Annotated in this window: 17 protein-coding genes; 13 read left to right on the plus strand and 4 right to left on the minus strand. The window is 64.2% G+C overall.

The features are described from left to right. Nucleotides 1-58 precede the first annotated feature (58 nt). Nucleotides 59-262 (minus strand): putative motility protein, encoded by a 204-nt coding sequence (locus tag PSQ39_RS09910; RefSeq protein ID WP_273926605.1) that lies wholly within the window; start codon nt 260-262, stop codon nt 59-61. Between the two features lie 174 nt (nt 263-436). Here PSQ39_RS09910 and PSQ39_RS09915 point away from each other — a divergent pair, with 174 nt between their 5' ends. Both PSQ39_RS09915 and PSQ39_RS09920 read left to right on the plus strand, forming a co-directional pair. After that, nucleotides 437-2,725: a putative bifunctional diguanylate cyclase/phosphodiesterase gene (locus PSQ39_RS09915; RefSeq protein WP_273926606.1), complete on the plus strand. Its 2,289-nt coding sequence runs from the start codon at nt 437-439 to the stop codon at nt 2,723-2,725. Between the two features lie 144 nt (nt 2,726-2,869). Next, nucleotides 2,870-4,033: an acyl-CoA dehydrogenase family protein gene (locus PSQ39_RS09920; protein WP_273926607.1), complete on the plus strand. Its 1,164-nt coding sequence runs from the start codon at nt 2,870-2,872 to the stop codon at nt 4,031-4,033. Between the two features lie 43 nt (nt 4,034-4,076). On the opposite strand, the gene PSQ39_RS09925 is transcribed toward PSQ39_RS09920, so the two are convergent. Beyond that, complete coding sequence (locus PSQ39_RS09925) at nt 4,077-4,673, minus strand: 3-keto-disaccharide hydrolase (RefSeq protein WP_273926608.1); 597 nt, start codon at nt 4,671-4,673, stop codon at nt 4,077-4,079. Between the two features lie 213 nt (nt 4,674-4,886). On the opposite strand from PSQ39_RS09925, the gene PSQ39_RS09930 reads away from it, so the two are divergent. Continuing rightward, nucleotides 4,887-5,018, plus strand: a complete 132-nt coding sequence (locus PSQ39_RS09930; protein ID WP_273926609.1) for a DUF3149 domain-containing protein — start codon at nt 4,887-4,889, stop codon at nt 5,016-5,018. A gap of 48 nt (nt 5,019-5,066) precedes the next feature. On the opposite strand, the gene PSQ39_RS09935 is transcribed toward PSQ39_RS09930, so the two are convergent. Beyond that, entirely contained in the window at nt 5,067-5,723 is a 657-nt protein-coding gene (locus tag PSQ39_RS09935) for an ABC transporter ATP-binding protein (RefSeq protein ID WP_273926610.1), read from the minus strand. Nucleotides 5,724-5,828: 105 nt separating this feature from the next. Between PSQ39_RS09935 and PSQ39_RS09940 the strand changes: the two genes are divergently transcribed. The 8 genes from PSQ39_RS09940 (at nt 5,829) to PSQ39_RS09975 (ending at nt 15,437) form a co-directional block, all read left to right on the plus strand. Beyond that, nucleotides 5,829-7,742, plus strand: a complete 1,914-nt coding sequence (locus tag PSQ39_RS09940) for a B12-binding domain-containing radical SAM protein (RefSeq protein ID WP_273926611.1) — start codon at nt 5,829-5,831, stop codon at nt 7,740-7,742. Between the two features lie 210 nt (nt 7,743-7,952). Then, nucleotides 7,953-8,408 (plus strand): nuclear transport factor 2 family protein, encoded by a 456-nt coding sequence (locus PSQ39_RS09945; protein WP_273926612.1) that lies wholly within the window; start codon nt 7,953-7,955, stop codon nt 8,406-8,408. A 128-nt stretch (nt 8,409-8,536) separates the two neighbouring features. Beyond that, entirely contained in the window at nt 8,537-10,948 is a 2,412-nt protein-coding gene (locus PSQ39_RS09950) for a YgiQ family radical SAM protein (protein ID WP_273926613.1), read from the plus strand. A gap of 120 nt (nt 10,949-11,068) precedes the next feature. After that, on the plus strand, nt 11,069-11,968 hold the full coding sequence (locus PSQ39_RS09955) for an aspartyl/asparaginyl beta-hydroxylase domain-containing protein (protein WP_273926614.1): 900 nt from the start codon (nt 11,069-11,071) through the stop codon (nt 11,966-11,968). 70 nt (nt 11,969-12,038) lie between these two features. After that, on the plus strand, nt 12,039-13,535 hold the full coding sequence (locus PSQ39_RS09960; protein WP_273926615.1) for a sensor histidine kinase: 1,497 nt from the start codon (nt 12,039-12,041) through the stop codon (nt 13,533-13,535). Continuing rightward, nucleotides 13,532-14,185, plus strand: coding sequence for a response regulator transcription factor (locus tag PSQ39_RS09965; protein WP_273926616.1), 654 nt, complete (start codon nt 13,532-13,534; stop codon nt 14,183-14,185). The genes PSQ39_RS09960 and PSQ39_RS09965 overlap by 4 nt, the downstream gene beginning before the upstream one ends. Before the next feature lie 122 nt (nt 14,186-14,307). Next, nucleotides 14,308-14,796 (plus strand): GlcG/HbpS family heme-binding protein, encoded by a 489-nt coding sequence (locus PSQ39_RS09970; RefSeq protein WP_273926617.1) that lies wholly within the window; start codon nt 14,308-14,310, stop codon nt 14,794-14,796. 155 nt (nt 14,797-14,951) lie between these two features. Beyond that, nucleotides 14,952-15,437 carry a cupin domain-containing protein gene (locus tag PSQ39_RS09975; RefSeq protein ID WP_273926618.1) on the plus strand — a complete coding sequence of 162 codons (486 nt, stop codon included), beginning with the start codon at nt 14,952-14,954 and terminating at the stop codon, nt 15,435-15,437. A gap of 82 nt (nt 15,438-15,519) precedes the next feature. On the opposite strand, the gene PSQ39_RS09980 is transcribed toward PSQ39_RS09975, so the two are convergent. Further along, a complete protein-coding gene (locus tag PSQ39_RS09980) occupies nt 15,520-16,131 on the minus strand; it encodes an FMN-dependent NADH-azoreductase (protein ID WP_273926619.1) in 612 nt (203 codons plus the stop codon). Nucleotides 16,132-16,585: 454 nt separating this feature from the next. On the opposite strand from PSQ39_RS09980, the gene PSQ39_RS09985 reads away from it, so the two are divergent. Together PSQ39_RS09985 and PSQ39_RS09990 are read left to right on the plus strand one after the other, a co-directional pair. Further along, entirely contained in the window at nt 16,586-17,167 is a 582-nt protein-coding gene (locus tag PSQ39_RS09985; protein WP_273926620.1) for an RBBP9/YdeN family alpha/beta hydrolase, read from the plus strand. Then, a complete protein-coding gene (locus PSQ39_RS09990; protein ID WP_273926621.1) occupies nt 17,164-18,165 on the plus strand; it encodes a sulfate ABC transporter substrate-binding protein in 1,002 nt (333 codons plus the stop codon). The genes PSQ39_RS09985 and PSQ39_RS09990 overlap by 4 nt, the downstream gene beginning before the upstream one ends. Nucleotides 18,166-18,167 lie beyond the last annotated feature (2 nt).

Below are 18,167 nucleotides of genomic sequence, written 5' to 3' on the forward strand. Positions count from 1 at the left end.
GCGTGGCACGCGGGCGGGTGGTGGGGGGAGGCGGGTTGGGTGGCGCTGGCGCGCGGCCTCAGGCGTAGGTGTTGAGCTGGGTGCCCAGCGAACCCGAGCTGGCCAGGCCAGGCTGCGCGGGGGGCAGGCTCTGGATCAACTGTGCCGCGGCGGTGGCCTGGGTGTTCAGCGCTTTGCGCAGCACCAAGGCGCTGAGGCCGTCGGGTGTGCTTTGGGCACCCGCGGTGGCGGATTGCACGGCAGGGGTGTTGCTGATGTTCATGAGTGCTCCAGAGGTGCGCGGGCTGCGTTTCTGGAATGTAACGGGTTTGTGACGGATTTGGCCCAATGCCTGAGTGGGCGCCATGGCCAAGGAAGCGGGTTGTGGTGGCTTGGGCATATTCCCAACTTGTAAACAGAGCGCTAGCATGGGGCTTTCCCGCTTCAGTGAGCGAACATGCCCCTTGCGTTGTTTTCGCGACCGAAGGAGGACGACGCCACGCTGGTTGCCTTGGTCAAGGTGGCTGGCTGGACCGTGCTCTTGGCTGCGTTCGGCATCTTGCTGGCTTTGCTGAGCCAGGACGAGGTGCCCTGGCTTCACGTTTGGCTGCACCTCGGCGCGGTGTTGCTGGGCCTGGTCACGGTGTTGGGTGTGGCGCGGGGGCGGGTGGTTTTTGCGGCGCGTTGTGTGGTCTGGGGCATGTGGGTGCTGGCGACCCTGGTCACGATCAACAACGGGGGGGTGCGGGGCCCCAATCTGCTGAATTTTCTGGTCATGGTGGTGTTCGCGGGCTGGGTGCTGGGCATCCGCGCCACGGTGGCCTTGACTTTGTGCACCGCAGGCCTGTTTGGCGCGCTGCTATGGGCGGACACCCAGGCCCTGATTCCACCGGCGGATTTTGACAACCACATCGCCTACGGCATTTACCTGACCGGTATTTTGGTGCTCACCGCCTACATGACCTTGATGTCCCGGCACAGCTACCTGGGGCAGTTGCGGCAGGTTCAGCGAACGGCAGCGGACCTGGCGGGCCGAGAGCTTGAGTTGCGCAAGCTTCAATTGGCCGTGGAGCAAAGTCCGGAGTGCCTGGTCATCACCAACCTCGACCAGCGCATCGAGTACGCCAACCCGGCTTTTGAGCAAAGCTTGGGATTGGGGCCTGGCCAGGCGCTGGGGGGCTTGTCCGGGGAGGTATCCACCCGGGGCCTGAGTCCCGAACAGCAGGCGGATCTTCAAGCCGCGCGATTGCAAGGCCAGACCTGGAGCGGCGAATTGGTGCGGCGCCGGCGCGATGGCCAGCCTGGTGTGGAATGGCTGGTGGTGGCGCCGGTGCGGCAACCCGACGGCGCGGTCACCCATTGGGTGGAGATCAAGCACGACATCACGGAGCGGCGCCGTGCCGAGGCCGAAATTCACCGATTGGCCTACTTCGACAGCCTCACTGGTTTGCCCAACCGCGCCGCCTTGCTGGAGCGCTTGCAAGGACTCAGTGCGCGCGCGACGGTGTCCAGGCCTTTGCTGCAGCTGAACCTGGCGCGCTTTCGCACTTTCAACGAGGCCCGAGGCCATGCCGTGGGTGACCAGTTGCTTCGCGCCGTGGCGCTGCGCTTGAGCGAGCACCTGCCCGAGGGCGCGCATGCTTACCGCTTGGGCTCCGACGAATTTGCCATTCTTTTGCCCGCCCGCCCGGGGCAGGACGACAGGGTGACCGCTGCGGATGCGCTGGCATTTGCCACGCAGGTGCATGATCTTTTGCAGGCGCCTCTGGACTTGCCGACCGCCGCCGGGGAGGGGGCGAGCCATGACAGTTGCCGCGTGGCCTGCAGCCTGGGGATCACCCTGTTTCCGCAACACAAGGGCGATGGCCCGCTGGAAGGCCTGCGCCGCAGTGGGATGGCTTTGCACGATGCGCGTTCCCAGGGGGCTGGGCAAAGCTGCCTGTTCTCACCCGGCATGGCCGAAGTCGCTGAGCGCCGATTCACCCTGGAGCGGGAACTGCGTCACGCTGTGGCGGCCGACGAGTTGGTCATTCACCTGCAGTCCCAGATCAACACCGACGGCCGCCTGTGTGGTGCCGAAGTGCTGGTGCGTTGGTTGCATCCGCAGCGTGGCCTGGTGCCGCCCGGCGAGTTCATTCCGGTGGCTGAAGAGTCCGGGCTGATCGTGGCGGTGGGCGATTGGGTGTTGTCGCGGGCCTGCCGCTGGCTGGCGCGTGAAGCCCCGTCCGTGCCTGGGTTTCGGCTGTCGGTCAATCTCAGTCCCCGGCAGTTCGCCCGTCCAGGCTTCGTCGAGCACCTGCAGGCGTGCTTGAGCGAGAGCGGGGCCGACCCTGGTCAACTGACGCTCGAGGTGACTGAAGGCGTGGTGATCGGCGACTTCGAGGATGCCGTGGACAAGATGCGCCAACTCGCGGCCCTGGGCATTGAGTTTTCACTGGACGACTTTGGCACCGGCTATTCGTCGCTGGCCTATTTGAAGCGTCTGCCGATCCATGAACTCAAGATCGATAAAACCTTTGTCCAGTGCGCCCAAGACAGCCCGGACGATGCCTCCCTCGTCGACAGCATTTTGTTGGTGGCTGAGCGCCTTCGGCTGCGCGTGGTCGCCGAGGGTGTGGAAACCCAGGCGCAGGCCGACTTCATGGCCCAGCGCCTGCCAGGCATCTTGTTTCAGGGCTATTGGCTGGGGCGCCCCATGCCCACCGAGCAGTGGCTCGACAGTGTTCGTGATTTGGCGCCCGGTTGAGTGCACGGACATGGCTGACGGCGGTTGGCAGCGCGGTTCGCAGATGCGTCCTTCTTGGGCATAATTTAACAAAGCATTTGCTTTTTAAAAATCAACTGCACGGCTCTGTCACGGGCACGTGCAGCCCCATCAGGAGACAAGACCATGATCGAACGCAGCCTGTTCAGCCCTGAGCACGAGGCTTTCCGCGACAGCTTCCGCCGCTTTTGCCTGCAGGAGATCGCGCCCCATCACGCGGCCTGGGAGGAGCAGGGCTATGTGGACCGCGAGGTCTGGCGCAAGGCCGGCGAGAACGGTTTCCTGTGCATGTCCCTGCCCGAGGCCTACGGGGGGGCGGGTGCGGACCGACGCTACTCGGTGGCGCAGATGGAGGAGCTTTCTGCCGGCGGCTACAGCGGCATTGGCTTTGGCCTGCACAGCGAGATCGTCGCGCCTTACCTGCTGCACTACGGCACGGAGGCCCAAAAACAGCGCTACCTGCCGCGCCTGGCCCGCGGCGAGATGGTGGGCGCCATCGCCATGAGCGAGCCCGCGGCGGGCAGCGACCTGCAAGGCATCAAGACCACCGCGTTGCTGCAAGCGGATGGCAGCTACCTGCTCAATGGCAGCAAGACCTTCATCACCAACGGCTGGCATGCCGATTTGGTGATCGTCGTGGCCAAGACCAACCCGAGCGCGGGCGCCAAGGGCACCAGCCTGTTTTTGGTCGAGCAGGGCATGCCGGGCTTTGAGAAAGGCCAGCGCTTGAAGAAGCTGGGCCTGAAGGCGCAGGACACTTCGGAGCTGTTCTTCAACAATGTCCGTGTGCCGGCCGACAACCTGCTGGGCGGCGAGGCCCAGCTCAACCAGGGCTTCATTGGCCTGATGGAGCAGCTGCCCTGGGAGCGCCTGCAGATTGCCATTGGCGCGGTGGCTGCCGCGCAGGCTGCCATTGGCTGGACCTTGGACTATGTGCAGCAGCGCCAGGTCTTTGGTCAAAGCGTGGCCGCTTTCCAGAACACCCGCTACACCCTGGCCGAATTGCAGACCGAGGTGCAGGTGGCGCGCGTGTTTGTCGACAAATGCGTGGAGTTGTTGGAGGCGGGCCAGCTCGACACCGCCACGGCCAGCATGGCCAAGTACTGGTGCTCGGACCTGCAATGCAAGGTGATGGACGAATGCGTGCAGTTGCACGGCGGCTATGGCTACATGTGGGAGTACCCCATCACCCGCGCCTATGCCGATGCGCGCGTGCAGCGCATTTACGGCGGCACCAACGAGATCATGAAAGAGGTCATCGCCCGCTCCATGGGTTTGAGCGGGCGCTGAGCCTCGGGAGGCGCTGTCAGCCCCCGGGGTGGGCTGAGCCGGCTCAGAGTGCCTTGATCTCGACCTTGCGGAATTTGACCGTGCCACGGCCCCATTGCAGCGCCACGGGGCCCTTGCTGAGTTGCCGGTCTTGCACGTCCACGGTCTTCTGACCGTTCAACACGACGGTCAGTTGGGGACCCTTGGCCGTGACTTCCATCGTGTTCCATCGGCCACCGGCCTTGGGCATGGGGTTGACCTTGGCGATGTTGACGATCGCGCCCGTGCCGTAGCTTGGGTCTGGGCGTTGGTCGAAGAAATTGGCTTCGTAGCAAGTCTTGTCCGTGATGTTCTTGGGCTCAGCGCAGCGGAAGAAGATGCCGCTGTTGGCGTCGTCGCTGACCCAGACCTCCGCCCGGATCACGAAGTCCTGGTAGGACTCCCGGGTCACCAGGTATGCCGGCACCTTGCCGCCCTGGTCAGCGGCCAGCACCCCATCGACCAGGGTCCAGTTGGCTTCTGCCACCCGGTCAAACGCGGCCAGGCCCTGGGCCGAGCCGAGCAGGGGGGTGAAACCGGCATTGGGGCCCGGACTGGCGCAGCCCGTCAAAGTCAGCGCGGTGATGGCGGCAGCGGTGGCGCCCCAGCGAACGATGTTCATGCAGTGATCTCCTCTTTGATGCCCTCGGACTGGGGCCGTCGCAGCATACAGCCGGCCAGACGAACCGGCTATGCGGTTTTAGCCGGGTCTTAAGCTTTGATTCAGGTCAGTGATGTGCTAGTCCCGCGCAGCACCCTGATTTTTCTCAAGGCTGGCGCCATGCCAGGTCCCACAGTGGAGGCTTCTGTTGACCATCGAGCAAAGAGGTGCCCCATGAAGCTGTTCCACGACCTGATCTCCACCGACTACGGGCTGATGAGCCTGATCGGCATCCTGTTCATGCTGGGCATGGGCGTGTTTTTTCTGAGCCTGTTTCTCAACAAAATCGGCCGCGGGCCGCGCTGAGTGCATGGCCACGGCCCTGGTGCGGGCCGGACGCGCTCAGGTCCAGGCTCAGTCGCCCAGGTCGATGCGGGTGCTCAGCGGCACGCCGGCGGGCGCGGTGTAGGCGGCCAGCACCCAGGCGCGCTGGAGGTGTTGGGCCGCGTCTTGCAGCAGTTCGCGCAAAAAGTCGATTGAGTTCCTGTCCAGGGCCGCAAAGGGCTCGTCCATGAGGGTCAGCGCGCAGCCGCTGGCCAGGGTGGCCGCCAGCCAGACTTTGCGCCGGGTACCGGTGGAAAGCATGTAGAGCGATTTGTCCAGGTGCTGGGTCAGGTCCAGCCCGTCCACCAGGTCGCTCAGGGCCTCATCGCTGAAGCTGGCATGGCGCTGACGCGCCAGCTCAAAACACTGGGCAGGCCGCCAGTCATCCTGCCCCTCGGTCTGGTGGGGAAACCAGGCCACCTGGGGGCGCCAGGCGCTCGGGGCGACCTGGGGCGCCGTCCAGGCCAACGGGCCCAGTTGGAGTTGGCCGCGCTGAGGCGCGAGTTCACCAGCCAACAAGCGCAACAGGCTGGTCTTGCCCCGGCTTTCGCCACCACCAATCCAGGCCACGCCGGGGGCGATGGTGGCACTGAGTCCACTGAAGACGGGCACGGCAGGCTGGCGCGCCGCCGCAGGGTAGGCGAGGTGGAGGTCACGGATCAGCAGCAAAGAAGATGACGGGGTCATGGTGGCGAGGTGAAGTCAGTGAAGGCGGCTACGCCTATGATCATCGCATCCACAGACGCCTGTTTTCAGCCGCGTCGTCCCTGTCCCTTGCCCCGTTCTTCGCTCATGTCTGCTGCTCCCGTTCGCGTTTTGGCGCTCATCCCCCCGATGACGCAGCTCAACACGCCTTACCCCTCCACCGCTTATCTGACGGGTTTTTTGCGTGCCCAGGGGGTGCAGGCCGTGCAGGAGGACCTGGCTTTGGCGCTGGTGCTGCAGCTGTTTTCGCCTGCCGGTTTGCAGCAGGTGCGCGACCACATCGAAGCGGAGCCCGACCGCCCACAGACCGCCCGGGTGCAGCTGTTTCTATCGCAGTTTGACCGTTACCTGGCCACGCTGGCGCCCACCATGGCTTTCTTGCAGGGCCGGGACCTGACCCTGGCACACCGCATTGCCAGCCGGCAGTTTTTGCCCGAGGGGCCGCGTTTTGAGTCGCTGGAGGTGTATCTGGCCGAGGAGGGCGAAGACCCCTTGGCCTGGGCCTTCGGCGCCTTGGGTCAGCAAGACCGCGCCCGCCACTTGGCCACGCTCTACCTCAATGACCTGGCGGACGTGCTGCGCGATGCGGTCGACCCGCGCTTTGAGTTTGTGCGCTATGCCGAGTCGCTGGCTGCGGCCCAGCCCACCTTCGACCCTTTGGCCCAGGCGCTGGCCGATCCGCACAACCTGGTGGACCGCACCCTGCATGCCTTGACTCTGGCCGCCATCGAGCGCCACGCGCCCACCGTGGTGCTGGTGTCCGTGCCCTTTCCAGGGGCGGTCTATGCTGCGTTTCGCATGGCCCAGAGCATCAAGGCGCAGCACCCGCACATCGTGACGGTGCTGGGCGGAGGCTTTGTCAACACCGAGCTGCGTGAACTGGCCGACCCCCGCGTGTTCGACTACTTTGACTTTGTGACCCTGGACGCCGGCGAACGCCCCTTGCTGGCCTTGCTGGAGCATGTGCAGGGCCGGCGCTCGCAGCAGCGCCTGGTGCGCACCTTTGTGCGCGATGCCGACCGTGCGGCGGTGCGCTGGATCAACTTCGCCGAGCCTGACGTGCCCTTTGAGCAGGTCGGCACCCCGACCTGGGACGGTCTGCCGTTGCAGCATTACCTGTCGCTGCTGGACATGCTCAACCCCATGCACCGGCTGTGGAGTGACGGGCGCTGGAACAAGCTCACCGTGGCGCACGGCTGCTACTGGAAGAAATGCAGCTTTTGCGACGTCAGTCTGGACTACATCTCGCGTTACGAGACCGCCAGTGCTGCCACCCTGGTGGACCGCATTGAAGCCATCGTGGCCGAGACCGGCCAGACCGGGTTTCACTTTGTGGACGAGGCCGCGCCACCCAAGTCGCTCAAAGCCCTGGCCCAGGAACTGCAGCAGCGAGGTACCTCCATCTCCTGGTGGGGCAACATCCGTTTTGAGAAGTCCTTCACGCCGGAGCTGTGCCAGCAATTGGCCGACAGTGGCTGCATCGCCATCTCCGGTGGACTGGAGGTGGCTTCGGACCGGTTGCTGACGCTGATGAAGAAAGGCGTCTCGGTCGAGCAGGTCGCGCGGGTCACGCGCAGCCTGACTGACGCGGGCATTCTGGTTCATGCCTACCTGATGTACGGTTTTCCGACCCAGACCGTGCAGGACACGGTGGATGCCTTGGAGTATGTGCGCCAGCTCTTTGAGAACGGCTGCATCCAGTCGGGCTTCTGGCACCGCTTTGTGTGCACCGTGCATTCACCGGTGGGCCAGAACCCACAGGACTACGGCGTGACCTTGGTGCCGCTGCCGCCAGGGCAGTTTGCGCGCAATGACATTGCCTTCCGCGACCCCAGCGGCGTGGACCACGATGCCCTGGGCGTCGGTCTCAAGAAGGCCATCTACAACTACATGCACGGCATCGGTCTGGACCAGGATGTGCGGAGCTGGTTTGACTTCCATGTGCCCAAAACCACGGTCAAGCGCCATCACATTGCGCGGGCCTTGGCCGCGCGGGCCTGAGGGGCATTCGCTGGCGTCGCGGGGCGCGGTCGAAGATTTGAGCAAATAAAATGCTGATTTTTTTGATACTTGAATCAAATTAGCTGTTTTGTTGATTGTTTCAATCGAATTTGGGAGAATTCCGCCTTCTCGAAGGAAAGAGGTTCGCTCATGTCACTGACTTCCCGTGCTGCTTGGATCCATGCCCCGGTACCCGATCAAGGCGTCACCATGCGCACACGCCGCGCCTTGGCCCATTATTTTGGTCAGGTTGAGCTTCGCGCCCCTGGCGTGGTCATGGCAGGGCTTTTCACGGAAGACCTGGTTTTCGACATCCCACAGCCTTCTGCGGCTATTCCGTGGTCAGGGGCTTTGCGCACACGCGAGGAATTGGCCACTTTCATTGATCGATACCGTGCCGATGTCCTACCGCAAAGCTTTGAATTGCGGCAGTTCATTGTCGAGGGATCGCATGCCATCGCCCTTGGCGAGCTGGTCATTTGGCTTCGGAAGACCCACCAGTACCTGCGCGTTGGGTTTGCATCGCACTACACGCTGCAAGACGACCTCGTCAGCCAACTCAAAATCTACGAACGCAGCCATGAATTGGATGGCGCCGAGCGAGAGGCCTTGGGACTGCCCGACAACCCCGAGGCCGTGTCCCATCAGGTCGGTGGTGTTTACTGAGCTTGCCAAGCTTGCGAATCGGCCCGTGCCTTGGCGGGCCCCTTGATTAGCCCTGCAAAGCGTACTGGCAAGGGCAGGCCGGGCGACCCCACCGGTAAAATAAAGGGTTACCCCCAAGAAGCACCTGCATGAACGCCCCCGTTGACGTGTCCTTTTTCGCGCGCGCCGCCAAGCCCCTGAACAGCTACCGCAAGTTCTGGGCGGCACGCTTTGGCACGGCACCGTTCCTGCCCATGAGCCGTGCGGAGATGGACAAACTGGGCTGGGACAGCTGCGACATCATCGTGGTCACGGGCGACGCCTATGTGGACCACCCCAGCTTTGGCATGTCCGTCATTGGCCGCATGCTGGAGGCACAGGGCTTTCGCGTGGGCATCATCGCCCAGCCCGACTGGCAAAGCGCCGACCCATTCCGCGTCCTCGGCAAGCCGAACCTGTTTTTCGGCGTCACCGCCGGCAACATGGATTCGATGATCAACCGCTACACGGCTGACCGCAAAATCCGCTCAGACGACGCCTACACCCCGGGCGATGTTGGCGGCAAGCGCCCCGACCGGGCCGCCATCGTCTACAGCCAGCGCTGCCGGGAAGCCTACAAGGACGTGCCCATCATCCTGGGGGGCATTGAAGGCTCGCTGCGCCGCATCGCGCATTACGACTACTGGTCTGACAAGGTGCGTCGCTCCGTGGTGGTGGACGCCAAGTGCGACCTGCTGCTCTATGGCAACGCCGAGCGCGCCATTGTCGAGATCGCCCACCGTCTGGCCGCGCGCGAGCCAGTGGAGCAGATCACCGATGTGCGTGGCACCGCCTTCATCCGCCGCTCGGGTGACGAGTCCAGCCAAGGCTGGTTTGAGATCGATTCCACCAGCATCGACACCCCCGGCCGTGTGGAAGCCCACGTCAACCCCTACTTGATGATCTCGGACCAGGCGCGTGAGCAAGGCGCCACCTGCGCCAAGGAAGACGAAGCGGCTGCCACTGCCGCGCGCGCCGAAGCCCAAGGCTCTGCGGCCGTCAACCCGCTGATCAAGCCGCTGAACTTTGTGCCCAACCCGGCTTTGCAGGGCAAGATCAAGGTGCCTCCGCGCGAGCGCAGCGTGATCCGCCTGCCGTCGTACGAGGCCGTCAAGAGCGACCCGGTGCTCTACGCCCACGCCAACCGCGTGCTGCACCTGGAGACCAACCCCGGCAACGCCCGCGCCCTGGTGCAAGCCCATGGCGATGGCGTCACCGCGCGCGATGTGTGGATCAACCCGCCCCCCATTCCGCTGAGCACGGCCGAGATGGACATGGTCTTTGACCTGCCCTACGCCCGCAGCCCTCACCCGGCGTACGCTGACGAGCAAGGTGGCCACGATGGCGCCACCAAGATCCCGGCCTGGGAGATGATTCGCTTCAGCGTCAACATCATGCGCGGCTGCTTTGGCGGCTGCACCTTTTGCTCCATCACCGAGCACGAGGGCCGCATCATCCAGAGTCGCTCTGAAGAATCCATCATCCGCGAGGTCGAAGACATCCGCGACAAGGTCAAGGGCTTCACCGGCGTGATCTCCGATCTGGGTGGCCCGACCGCCAACATGTACCGCATCGGCTGCAAGACGCCGGAGATCGAGGCCGCGTGTCGCAAGCCCAGTTGTGTGTTCCCGGGCATCTGCCAGAACCTCAACACCAGCCACGACCCGCTGATCAAAATCTACCGCCGCGCCCGCGCGCTCAAGGGCATCAAGAAGATCTTGATTGGCTCTGGCCTGCGCTACGACCTGGCGGTGAAAAGCCCTGAGTACGTCAAGGAACTGGTGCAGCACCATGTTGGCGGTTACCTGAAGATCGCGCCCGAGCACACCGAGCAAGGTCCGCTGTCCAAGATGATGAAGCCCGGCATCGGCAGCTACGACAAGTTCAAGCAGATGTTCGAGAAGTTCTCGGAGGAAGTGGGCAAGAAGCAGTTCTTGATTCCCTACTTCATCGCCGCCCACCCGGGCACCAGCGACGAGGACATGATGAACTTGGCCCTGTGGCTCAAGCGCAATGGCTTTCGCGCCGACCAAGTGCAGACCTTTTACCCCAGCCCCATGGCCACGGCCACGGCCATGTACCACAGCAACCGCAACCCGCTGCGCAAGATCACGCGCGACAGCGAGGCGGTGGACATCGTTCGCGGTGAAAAGCGCCGCCGCCTGCACAAGGCCTTCTTGCGCTACCACGACCCGAACAACTGGCCCTTGCTGCGCGAAGCGCTCAAGACCATGGGCCGGGCCGACCTGATCGGCAACGGCAAGCAGCACTTGATCCCGACGTTCCAGCCCATGACCGATGGGGCCTACCAAAGCGCTCGGCGCAAGAACTCGACCCCGGTGTCCGCCAAGCCCACGGGCAAGCCTTTGGGGGCCGCGCCAGCGGGTGCGCGCGGACCTGCGCTGGGCAAGGCCGCCGTGCCGTCCAAGGGCCGGATCCTGACCCAGCACACGGGCCTGCCTCCCCGTGTCACCGGCGGCAAACCGGTGGGTGCCAGCAAGCCCCGCAAGGGCGCTCGCTGAGCCTGTGCCGGAATCTGCCGACGCCTGGGGGAACTCGGGGTTTGGCCGGTCGAGTTGAAGCGAAAGCGGGCGCCTGCCCGCCCCTAGGATGGCAGGCTTCAACTTTCGCCAGGCGACGCCGTGAAGTGGGCCATCCTCAGTTTGTTTGTCTTGACTACCTTGGTGGTGCATTTTCGGGGGCGGGTTCGCCTGGGGGCGTTCCGCCAGATCACCGACCACTCCACCTTTTTTGCGCCGGTCAATGTGCTGCTCTACAGCCTGTCCCAGGTGCCTAACCAGCCCTATCTAGCGGCCAGCCACTTTCCCGAAATGCAGTTGCTGGTGCAGCATTGGCAGGCGATCCGCGACGAGGGCTTGCACCTGGCCGAACTCGGGCGCATCAAGGCCTCTGACGGCTACAACGACATCGGCTTCAATTCCTTTTTTCGCACCGGCTGGAAGCGTTTCTACCTGAAGTGGTACGACCAACCGCATCCCTCAGCACAACAGCTGTGCCCAGTCACGGTGGGCTTGCTGCAGCAAGCGCCCTCGGTCAAGGCGGCGATGTTCGCGCACCTGCCGCCAGGCGCGCGCCTGGTGCGTCACCGAGACCCCTACGCCGGCTCGATCCGTTTTCACCTTGGGTTGGCCACGCCCAATGACGAGCGCTGCTTCATCGAGGTCGATGGTCAGCGCTACAGCTGGCGCGATGGCGAGGCGGTGTTTTTCGACGAGACCTACCTCCACCACGCCGAAAACCAGACCGAGCAGGACCGGCTGATCCTCTTTTGTGATGTCGAGCGGCCTGTCGCGGGCGCTTGGCTGCGCGCTTTCAACCGCTGGTTTGGGCGCCATGTGGTGGGAGCGGCCAGCTCACCCAACACGGCGGTGGACCACACCGGTGGCTTGAACCGCTTCTTTGCCGTGGCCTACCTGGCGCGTGTCTGGGGCAAGGGGCTCAAAGCGCGCAACCGCACGCTGTACTACCTGCTGAAGTGGCTGATCCTCGGTGGCTTGCTGGCGCTCTTGCTATGGGTTTGACCGGGCACGCCGGCACCGGGGGGCGGGCGCACCGCCTCGGGCGATGCCCTGAGGGGTGCAAAATCGGGCGATGCACGTCCGCTCTCATTGGTCCCGACACGCGCCCTGGCTGGCCGCTGGCCTGTTCGCTTGCCTCGGTGTCGTGGCCCTGCTGCAGTGGCGCGTGGCGCAGTTGCACGAGGAATTCGACACCCAGGCCCGCATTGCCCACCGCCTGCTGAGCCAGCGGGTGGTGCAGCACGACGCCATTTTGGCCACCCTGGCCACGGTGGGGATGGGCTCCGCCGCACCGCCTTCCTTGGCGCTGTCAGGTCTGCAGGCCTTGTCCAAGGTCTACCCGCAAATCGTGCAAGTGCGCCAACGCTTGGCGGGCCAGTCTTGGCCGGCTGACTGGGCGTGCGCAGAGGCGGCCGAGCGCAGCTCGCGCGCGCAGTCGCAGCCTGCGCTGTGCATGGACGCGCGTGATTGGGCCCAAGGGCGCTATGGGCTGGTCGCCGCGGCCGGGCCGGGGGCCTATGCCTTGCAAATCGATCTGCTGCAAACCGTGCCTTGGGAGGAGTGGCCTTTTCCCGCGCAGGGCAGTCCCGTCACCGTCCGCTTGGCCTTGCCGGGGTGGCCGGCATTCTCCTTGAGCGCTCGGTCGGATGGTTTTGAGGGCGCTGTCTGGCGTTTTGACTTTGAGAAAAAGCTCGCGGCGGAGAGCCAGCCCTTCAAAGTGGTGCTGCAAGGTCGCGTGGGCTGGGCGGACTGGCCCTGGATCGGGTTGGGGGCTTGGCTGGCGCTGGTGCTGGGCGCCAGCGTCTTGTGGCGGGCTTGGCGTGGGCAGGCGCAAGCCCGACGACGTGCTGAGGAGCTGCTGCGCCTGGGACAGGTGAGTCGCCTCAACACCCTGGGCGAATTGGCCGCTGGCCTGGCCCATGAGCTCAACCAGCCGCTGACGGCCATCCTGGCCAACACCCGGGCGGGAGCGCGTTTGCTGGATGAGGAAGCGCCCGAACTGCCTCTGGTGCGCGAGGCCATGGCCCAGGCTGTTCAGCAAGCGCGCCGTGCTGCCGACGTGGTGGGGCGCTTGCGCCGTGTGGTCGAGCGACCGGCCCTGGGCCAGGCGCTGCAAGCCCTTGACCTGGAGGCCTGTGTGCGGGGGGCCCTGCATTTGCTGGAACCAGAGCTGCTACGGCGCCAAGTTCAGGCGGAGTTGATCCTGTCCTCACCGGTGCCCGCCGTGCTGGCCGACCCCGTGGCGGTCGAGCAAATCGTGCACAACCTGCTCATGAACGCCTTGCAGGCGCTGGACAGCACGCCGACCGCCTCGGGCCGCATCACGCTGCGCCTGGTCGCCCAAGGCCCGATGGGGGCTCTGCGCGTGACAGACAATGGCCCTGGCCTGAGTCCTGAGGTCATGACGCGCTTGTTTCAACCCTTCTTCAGCACCCGGGAAGGGGGTTTGGGCTTGGGGCTGAGCCTGTGCGAGACCCTGGCTTCGGGGATGGGGGGCTCGCTGACGGCGGCACAGGCCTCGCCTCGGGGCGCTGAATTTACCCTTTCATTACCGCTGGCCTCGCCATGAACACCACGCTGTCTCCTGTGATCCACCTGATCGACGACGATGAGGCCGTGCGCGCCAGCCTGGCCTTGCTGATCGGCACCGTTGGCCTGCGGGTCTGCACCTGGGCCGACCCGCAGGCTTTCATGGCGGAGTTCGACCGTGAGGGCATTGGCGCCATCGTGCTCGATGTGCGCATGCCGGGCATCAGTGGCCTGAGCCTGTTGGACAGCTTGGTGGCCCAGGGGGTGGACCAGCCCGTGATCATGCTGACCGGGCATGGCACGGTGGATTTGTGCCGCCGGGCGTTCAAGGCGGGCGCCACGGAGTTTCTCGAAAAGCCTGTCGATGACGAACTGCTGATCGACACCTTGCAGGCGTCGGTGCGCCAGCACGTGAAATCGCGCCAACGTTGGCAGGCTGACCGCAGTGCGCGCCAACGGTTCGCCCAGCTGTCAGCGCGTGAGCGCGAGGTGCTGGGCCTGATCGTGCAGGGGCTGACCAACAAGGAGATCGGACGTGCCTTGGCCCTGTCGCCACGCACGGTTGAAACCCACCGCGCCAATGTGTTCGCCAAACTCGAAGCGCAGTCCCTGGCCCAGTTGATTCGCGGCTACGCCGAACTGGTCGAGACCCTGGCTGCGGTGGAGGGGGCTACGCCAGCGGCTCCGTAGTTCTACGCAGGCGCACGCGTAGGCGCCCGAATGGACGGGGCAGGACTCGTTTTCTAAAGTAGCGGCACGGTGCTTGGCACCGCTTCCTTCGGCCTTCCGGCCCCTACCTTTTTGGAGACACCATGAAAAAACCTTTGGCCCTGATCACTGTGGCGCTGTGCATGGCGGGCGCGGCCCAGGCCCAAGCGGTGCGCACCGAGCGCAACATGTCCTTGGAACTGGCCAACCAAATTGCCGCCGCCAGCGTGGCGAGTTGCGCTGCCAATGGCTACGCCGTCACGGCCACCGTGGTGGACCGCTCTGGCAGTGTCCGCGCCGTGCAGCGCGCGGACCTGGCGGGCCCCCACACCCTGGGCGCGAGCGAGCAAAAAGCCTTCACCTCGGCCTCGGCCAAAAACACCACCCTGGCGATGATGGAAAACGCCCAAAAGAACCCTGCCGCCGCCAACCTGGTGCACATCCCTGGTTTTCTGCTGGTTGGCGGTGGCGTGCCCATCAAGGTCGGAAACGAAACCATTGGTGCGGTGGGCGTGGGTGGCGCACCGGGGGGGCACTTGGATGAGCAGTGCGCCCAGGCAGCGCTGGACAAGGTCAAAGACCTGCTCAAGTAAACCGCGTTGGGTGGCGTGGCAGCACAGCGCGGAGCGGCTGCTCGTTCGTGCTTTCGCTGTGTGTGAATTCCTCCCGCGAACACCCCCGTGGGATGGGGGTAAGCGGTCAGGAAACTTGGCTGAATGGTCAATCAACTTCATAATTCTTGACACTTATGAAGAAGACCATTGCTGCAGCCCTGGGAGGGGCTCTGTTGGCGCTGGCAGCCACCAGTTTGGTGGACGCAGCGCTTTATTTGAAACGGGCCGAGCCCGCCTCGGACGGCTCGGTGCACCGGCCCCTGTCCGAATTCCAGGTCAACCCGGAGTGGGTGATCGATGGCAAGCCCAATTTTCGGGCGACGGAAATTAGGCGCTCACACGATGGGCGGACCACCACGGGCTTGTGGGCCTGTGATGGCCCCAGCACTTTTGAGTGGCATTTCTGGATTGATGAAACCGTGCACCTGCTCGAGGGCGAGGTGCAAGTCACCTACCAGGGCCGCCAGTTCACCCTGAAGCCGGGCGACACGGCGACCTTTTTGGCCGGCACGCGAGCGACTTGGCACGTGCCGCAATTGGCCCGCAAGGCCTTCAGCCTGCACGAGCCGGGTCGCTTGATTCGCCTGTGGCGGCGCTTGAATCTCAGCACCCAGGCGTGACGCGGGGGGTATCAAGCAAAACGGCCCTTGACGGGCCGTTTTGCTTGACAGGGAGGCCGGGCCCATGGGCCCAGGGATGGCTTTACGCCAAGGCGGCGATCTCTGCCTGGGCCGAGGCCAGTGCTTCGCTCTTGACCGCGTCCCCCATGGCCAGGCCCTCGGCGCGCACGATGCTTACATCGCGAATGCCGAGGAAGCCGAACACCGTGGTCAGGTAGGTTTCTTGGTGTTCCATGGCACGACCGGCTTCCGAGGTGGCGTACTTGCCGCCGCGTGTGGACACCACGACCACCTTCTTGCCGCCTGCCAGGCCTTCAGGGCCGTTGGCGGTGTAGCGGAAGGTGCGACCGGCCTGGCAGATGCGGTCGATCCAGGCCTTCAGTTGGCTGGGGATGCTGAAGTTGTACAGCGGCGCCCCCACCACGATCACGTCAGCGGCCAGGAATTGGCTCACCAGGGCTTCCGAGATCGCGTTTTCTTGTTGCTGCACGGCACTCAGTTCGGCCGTGCCAGCGGGCAGGCGAAAGCCCAGCGAATCCATGTTCAGGTGGTTGGGGGCTTGGGTCGCCAGGTCCAGGTAGCTCACCTCGAGGTCGGCATGGCTGGCCTTCCATTGGGCCACGGTCTGGGCCGTGAGTTGACGCGACACGGAGTTGTCGCCAAGGACGCTGGAGTCAATGTGAAGCAGTTTCATGGTCAATCCTGAGGTGTTGAATGCCGCTGGGGCGATGGGAATATTGTCCAGGCCGATCCAATCTTTGATAAGCCGTCAATTTTGGAATTGATTGTCTTGCTGGTGTAGCTAATCAGCCGGGGCGCTGTGATCGTCATGCTGCATGGCTTGACCCACTGGGTTCAGGTCTCTGCAGGGCGGGGGCGGGTGGGATGACCTGGCTGCCGTCCCTGGGCTCAAGTCGGGAGGCTGTGAGGGCGCGCTCTGCGGTCCGCGCAAGGCGGCAGGGGCCCCGTGGTCAATCTATATGTTGAATTACGGATAAACAAACAACGAAGTATTCGTTCTTGTTTTAAGTGTTTCTTCGCAGAATCGCAGCCTAACCCAAGTCAAGGATGCCCTATGCCCCATCTCATCTCTGTCCACTGCTGCATGATCCGGCCAATGCGCCGGGTCCTCGCCAGGGACTGAGCGCATGGCGGCCACCCCTTCAGTGATCATCGTGCCGGGCTGGCGCGATTCCGGACCAGGCCATTGGCAAAGCCTGTGGGCCGAGCGCTTGCCGACGGCGAAACGGGTGCACCAAGACGACTGGGTTACCCCCAGCCGGGCGGCTTGGGTGGGTTCTTTGGCGCGCACCATCGAGGAGGCTTCCGGCCCTGTGGTCTTGGCCGCCCACAGCCTGGGTTGCATGGCGGTGGTGCATCTGCCCACCGAGGTCCTGGGGCGCGTTCAAGGCGCGCTGTTGGTGGCGCCAGCCGACCCCGAGCGCCGCGCCGTGCTGAGTGACTTTGCCCCGGCGCCGTGTGAGCGTTTGCCATATCGAAGTATCCTTGTGGCCAGCAGCAACGACCCCTTCTGTCCGATCCGCCTGGCGGGGGCTTACGCCCGATCCTGGGGCAGCGAGTTTGTTCGCTTGCAGGACGCCGGCCACATCCATGTCGAGTCTGGGCATGGTGAATGGCCTCTGGGTTTGGCGTTGTTGCAGTCGCTGGCTGGCGACCTCGCTTTGGGCGTGGCCTCGGCCCCTCTCCAACCGACTCTTGAATCGACATGAAAACCCACTTCAAGCTGACCCTGGCCGCCTTGGCCCTGGCCGCTGGCTCTCTGGCCAGCGCTCAAACCACCTTGCTCAATGCCTCCTACGATGTGGCGCGTGAGTTCTACAAGGACTACAACGCTGCATTTGTGGCGCACTGGAAGAAGACCACCGGCAAGGACGTGAAGGTCGACCAGGCCCACGGTGGCTCCAGCGCCCAGGCGCGCGCCGTCAATGACGGCCTGGACGCCGATGTCGTGACCATGAACACCACCACCGATGTGGACTTCTTGGCCAGCACCGGCGTGGTGGCCAAGGACTGGGCCAAGCGCTTCCCCGGCAACGCTTCGCCGACCAGCTCGACCATGCTGTTTTTGACCCGCAACGGCAACCCCAAGAACATCAAGGACTGGGATGACCTGATCAAGCCCGGCATCCAGGTCATCGTGGTCAACCCCAAGACCGGTGGCAATGGCCGCATGGCTTACCTGGCGGCCTGGGGCTATGTGCGCAAGAAGGGCGGCACCGACGCCCAGGCGGCGGAATTTGTGGGCAAGCTCTACAAGAACGTGCCCGTGCTGGCCAAGGGCGGGCGCGACGCGACCACCATCTTCTTGCAACGCAACATCGGCGACGTGCTGGTGACCTTCGAGTCTGAGGTGGTGTCGGTGGACCGTGAGTTCGGCGCAGGCAAGGTCGACGCGGTTCACCCCTCGATCAGCATCATCGCGGAGAACCCCGTGGCGGTGGTGGAACGCACCGTGGCCAAGAAGGGCACGGGCGATCTCGCCAAGGCTTACCTTGACTACCTGTATTCCGATGAAGCCCAGGAAATTGCCGCCAAACACGCGCTGCGCCCGCGCTCGGCGGCCGTGCTCAAAAAGCACGCCGAGGTGTTCAAGCCCATTCAGCTCTTCGCGGTGTCTGATTACTTCGGCTCTTTGGCCGAAGCCCAAAAAGTCCACTTCAATGATGGTGGTCAGTTCGACAAGCTCTACAGCCCCGGTGGCAAGTAAAA

The organism is Curvibacter microcysteis (assembly GCF_028649455.1).
In the GTDB taxonomy this organism is placed as follows: Bacteria; Pseudomonadota; Gammaproteobacteria; order Burkholderiales; family Burkholderiaceae_C; genus Curvibacter; species Curvibacter microcysteis.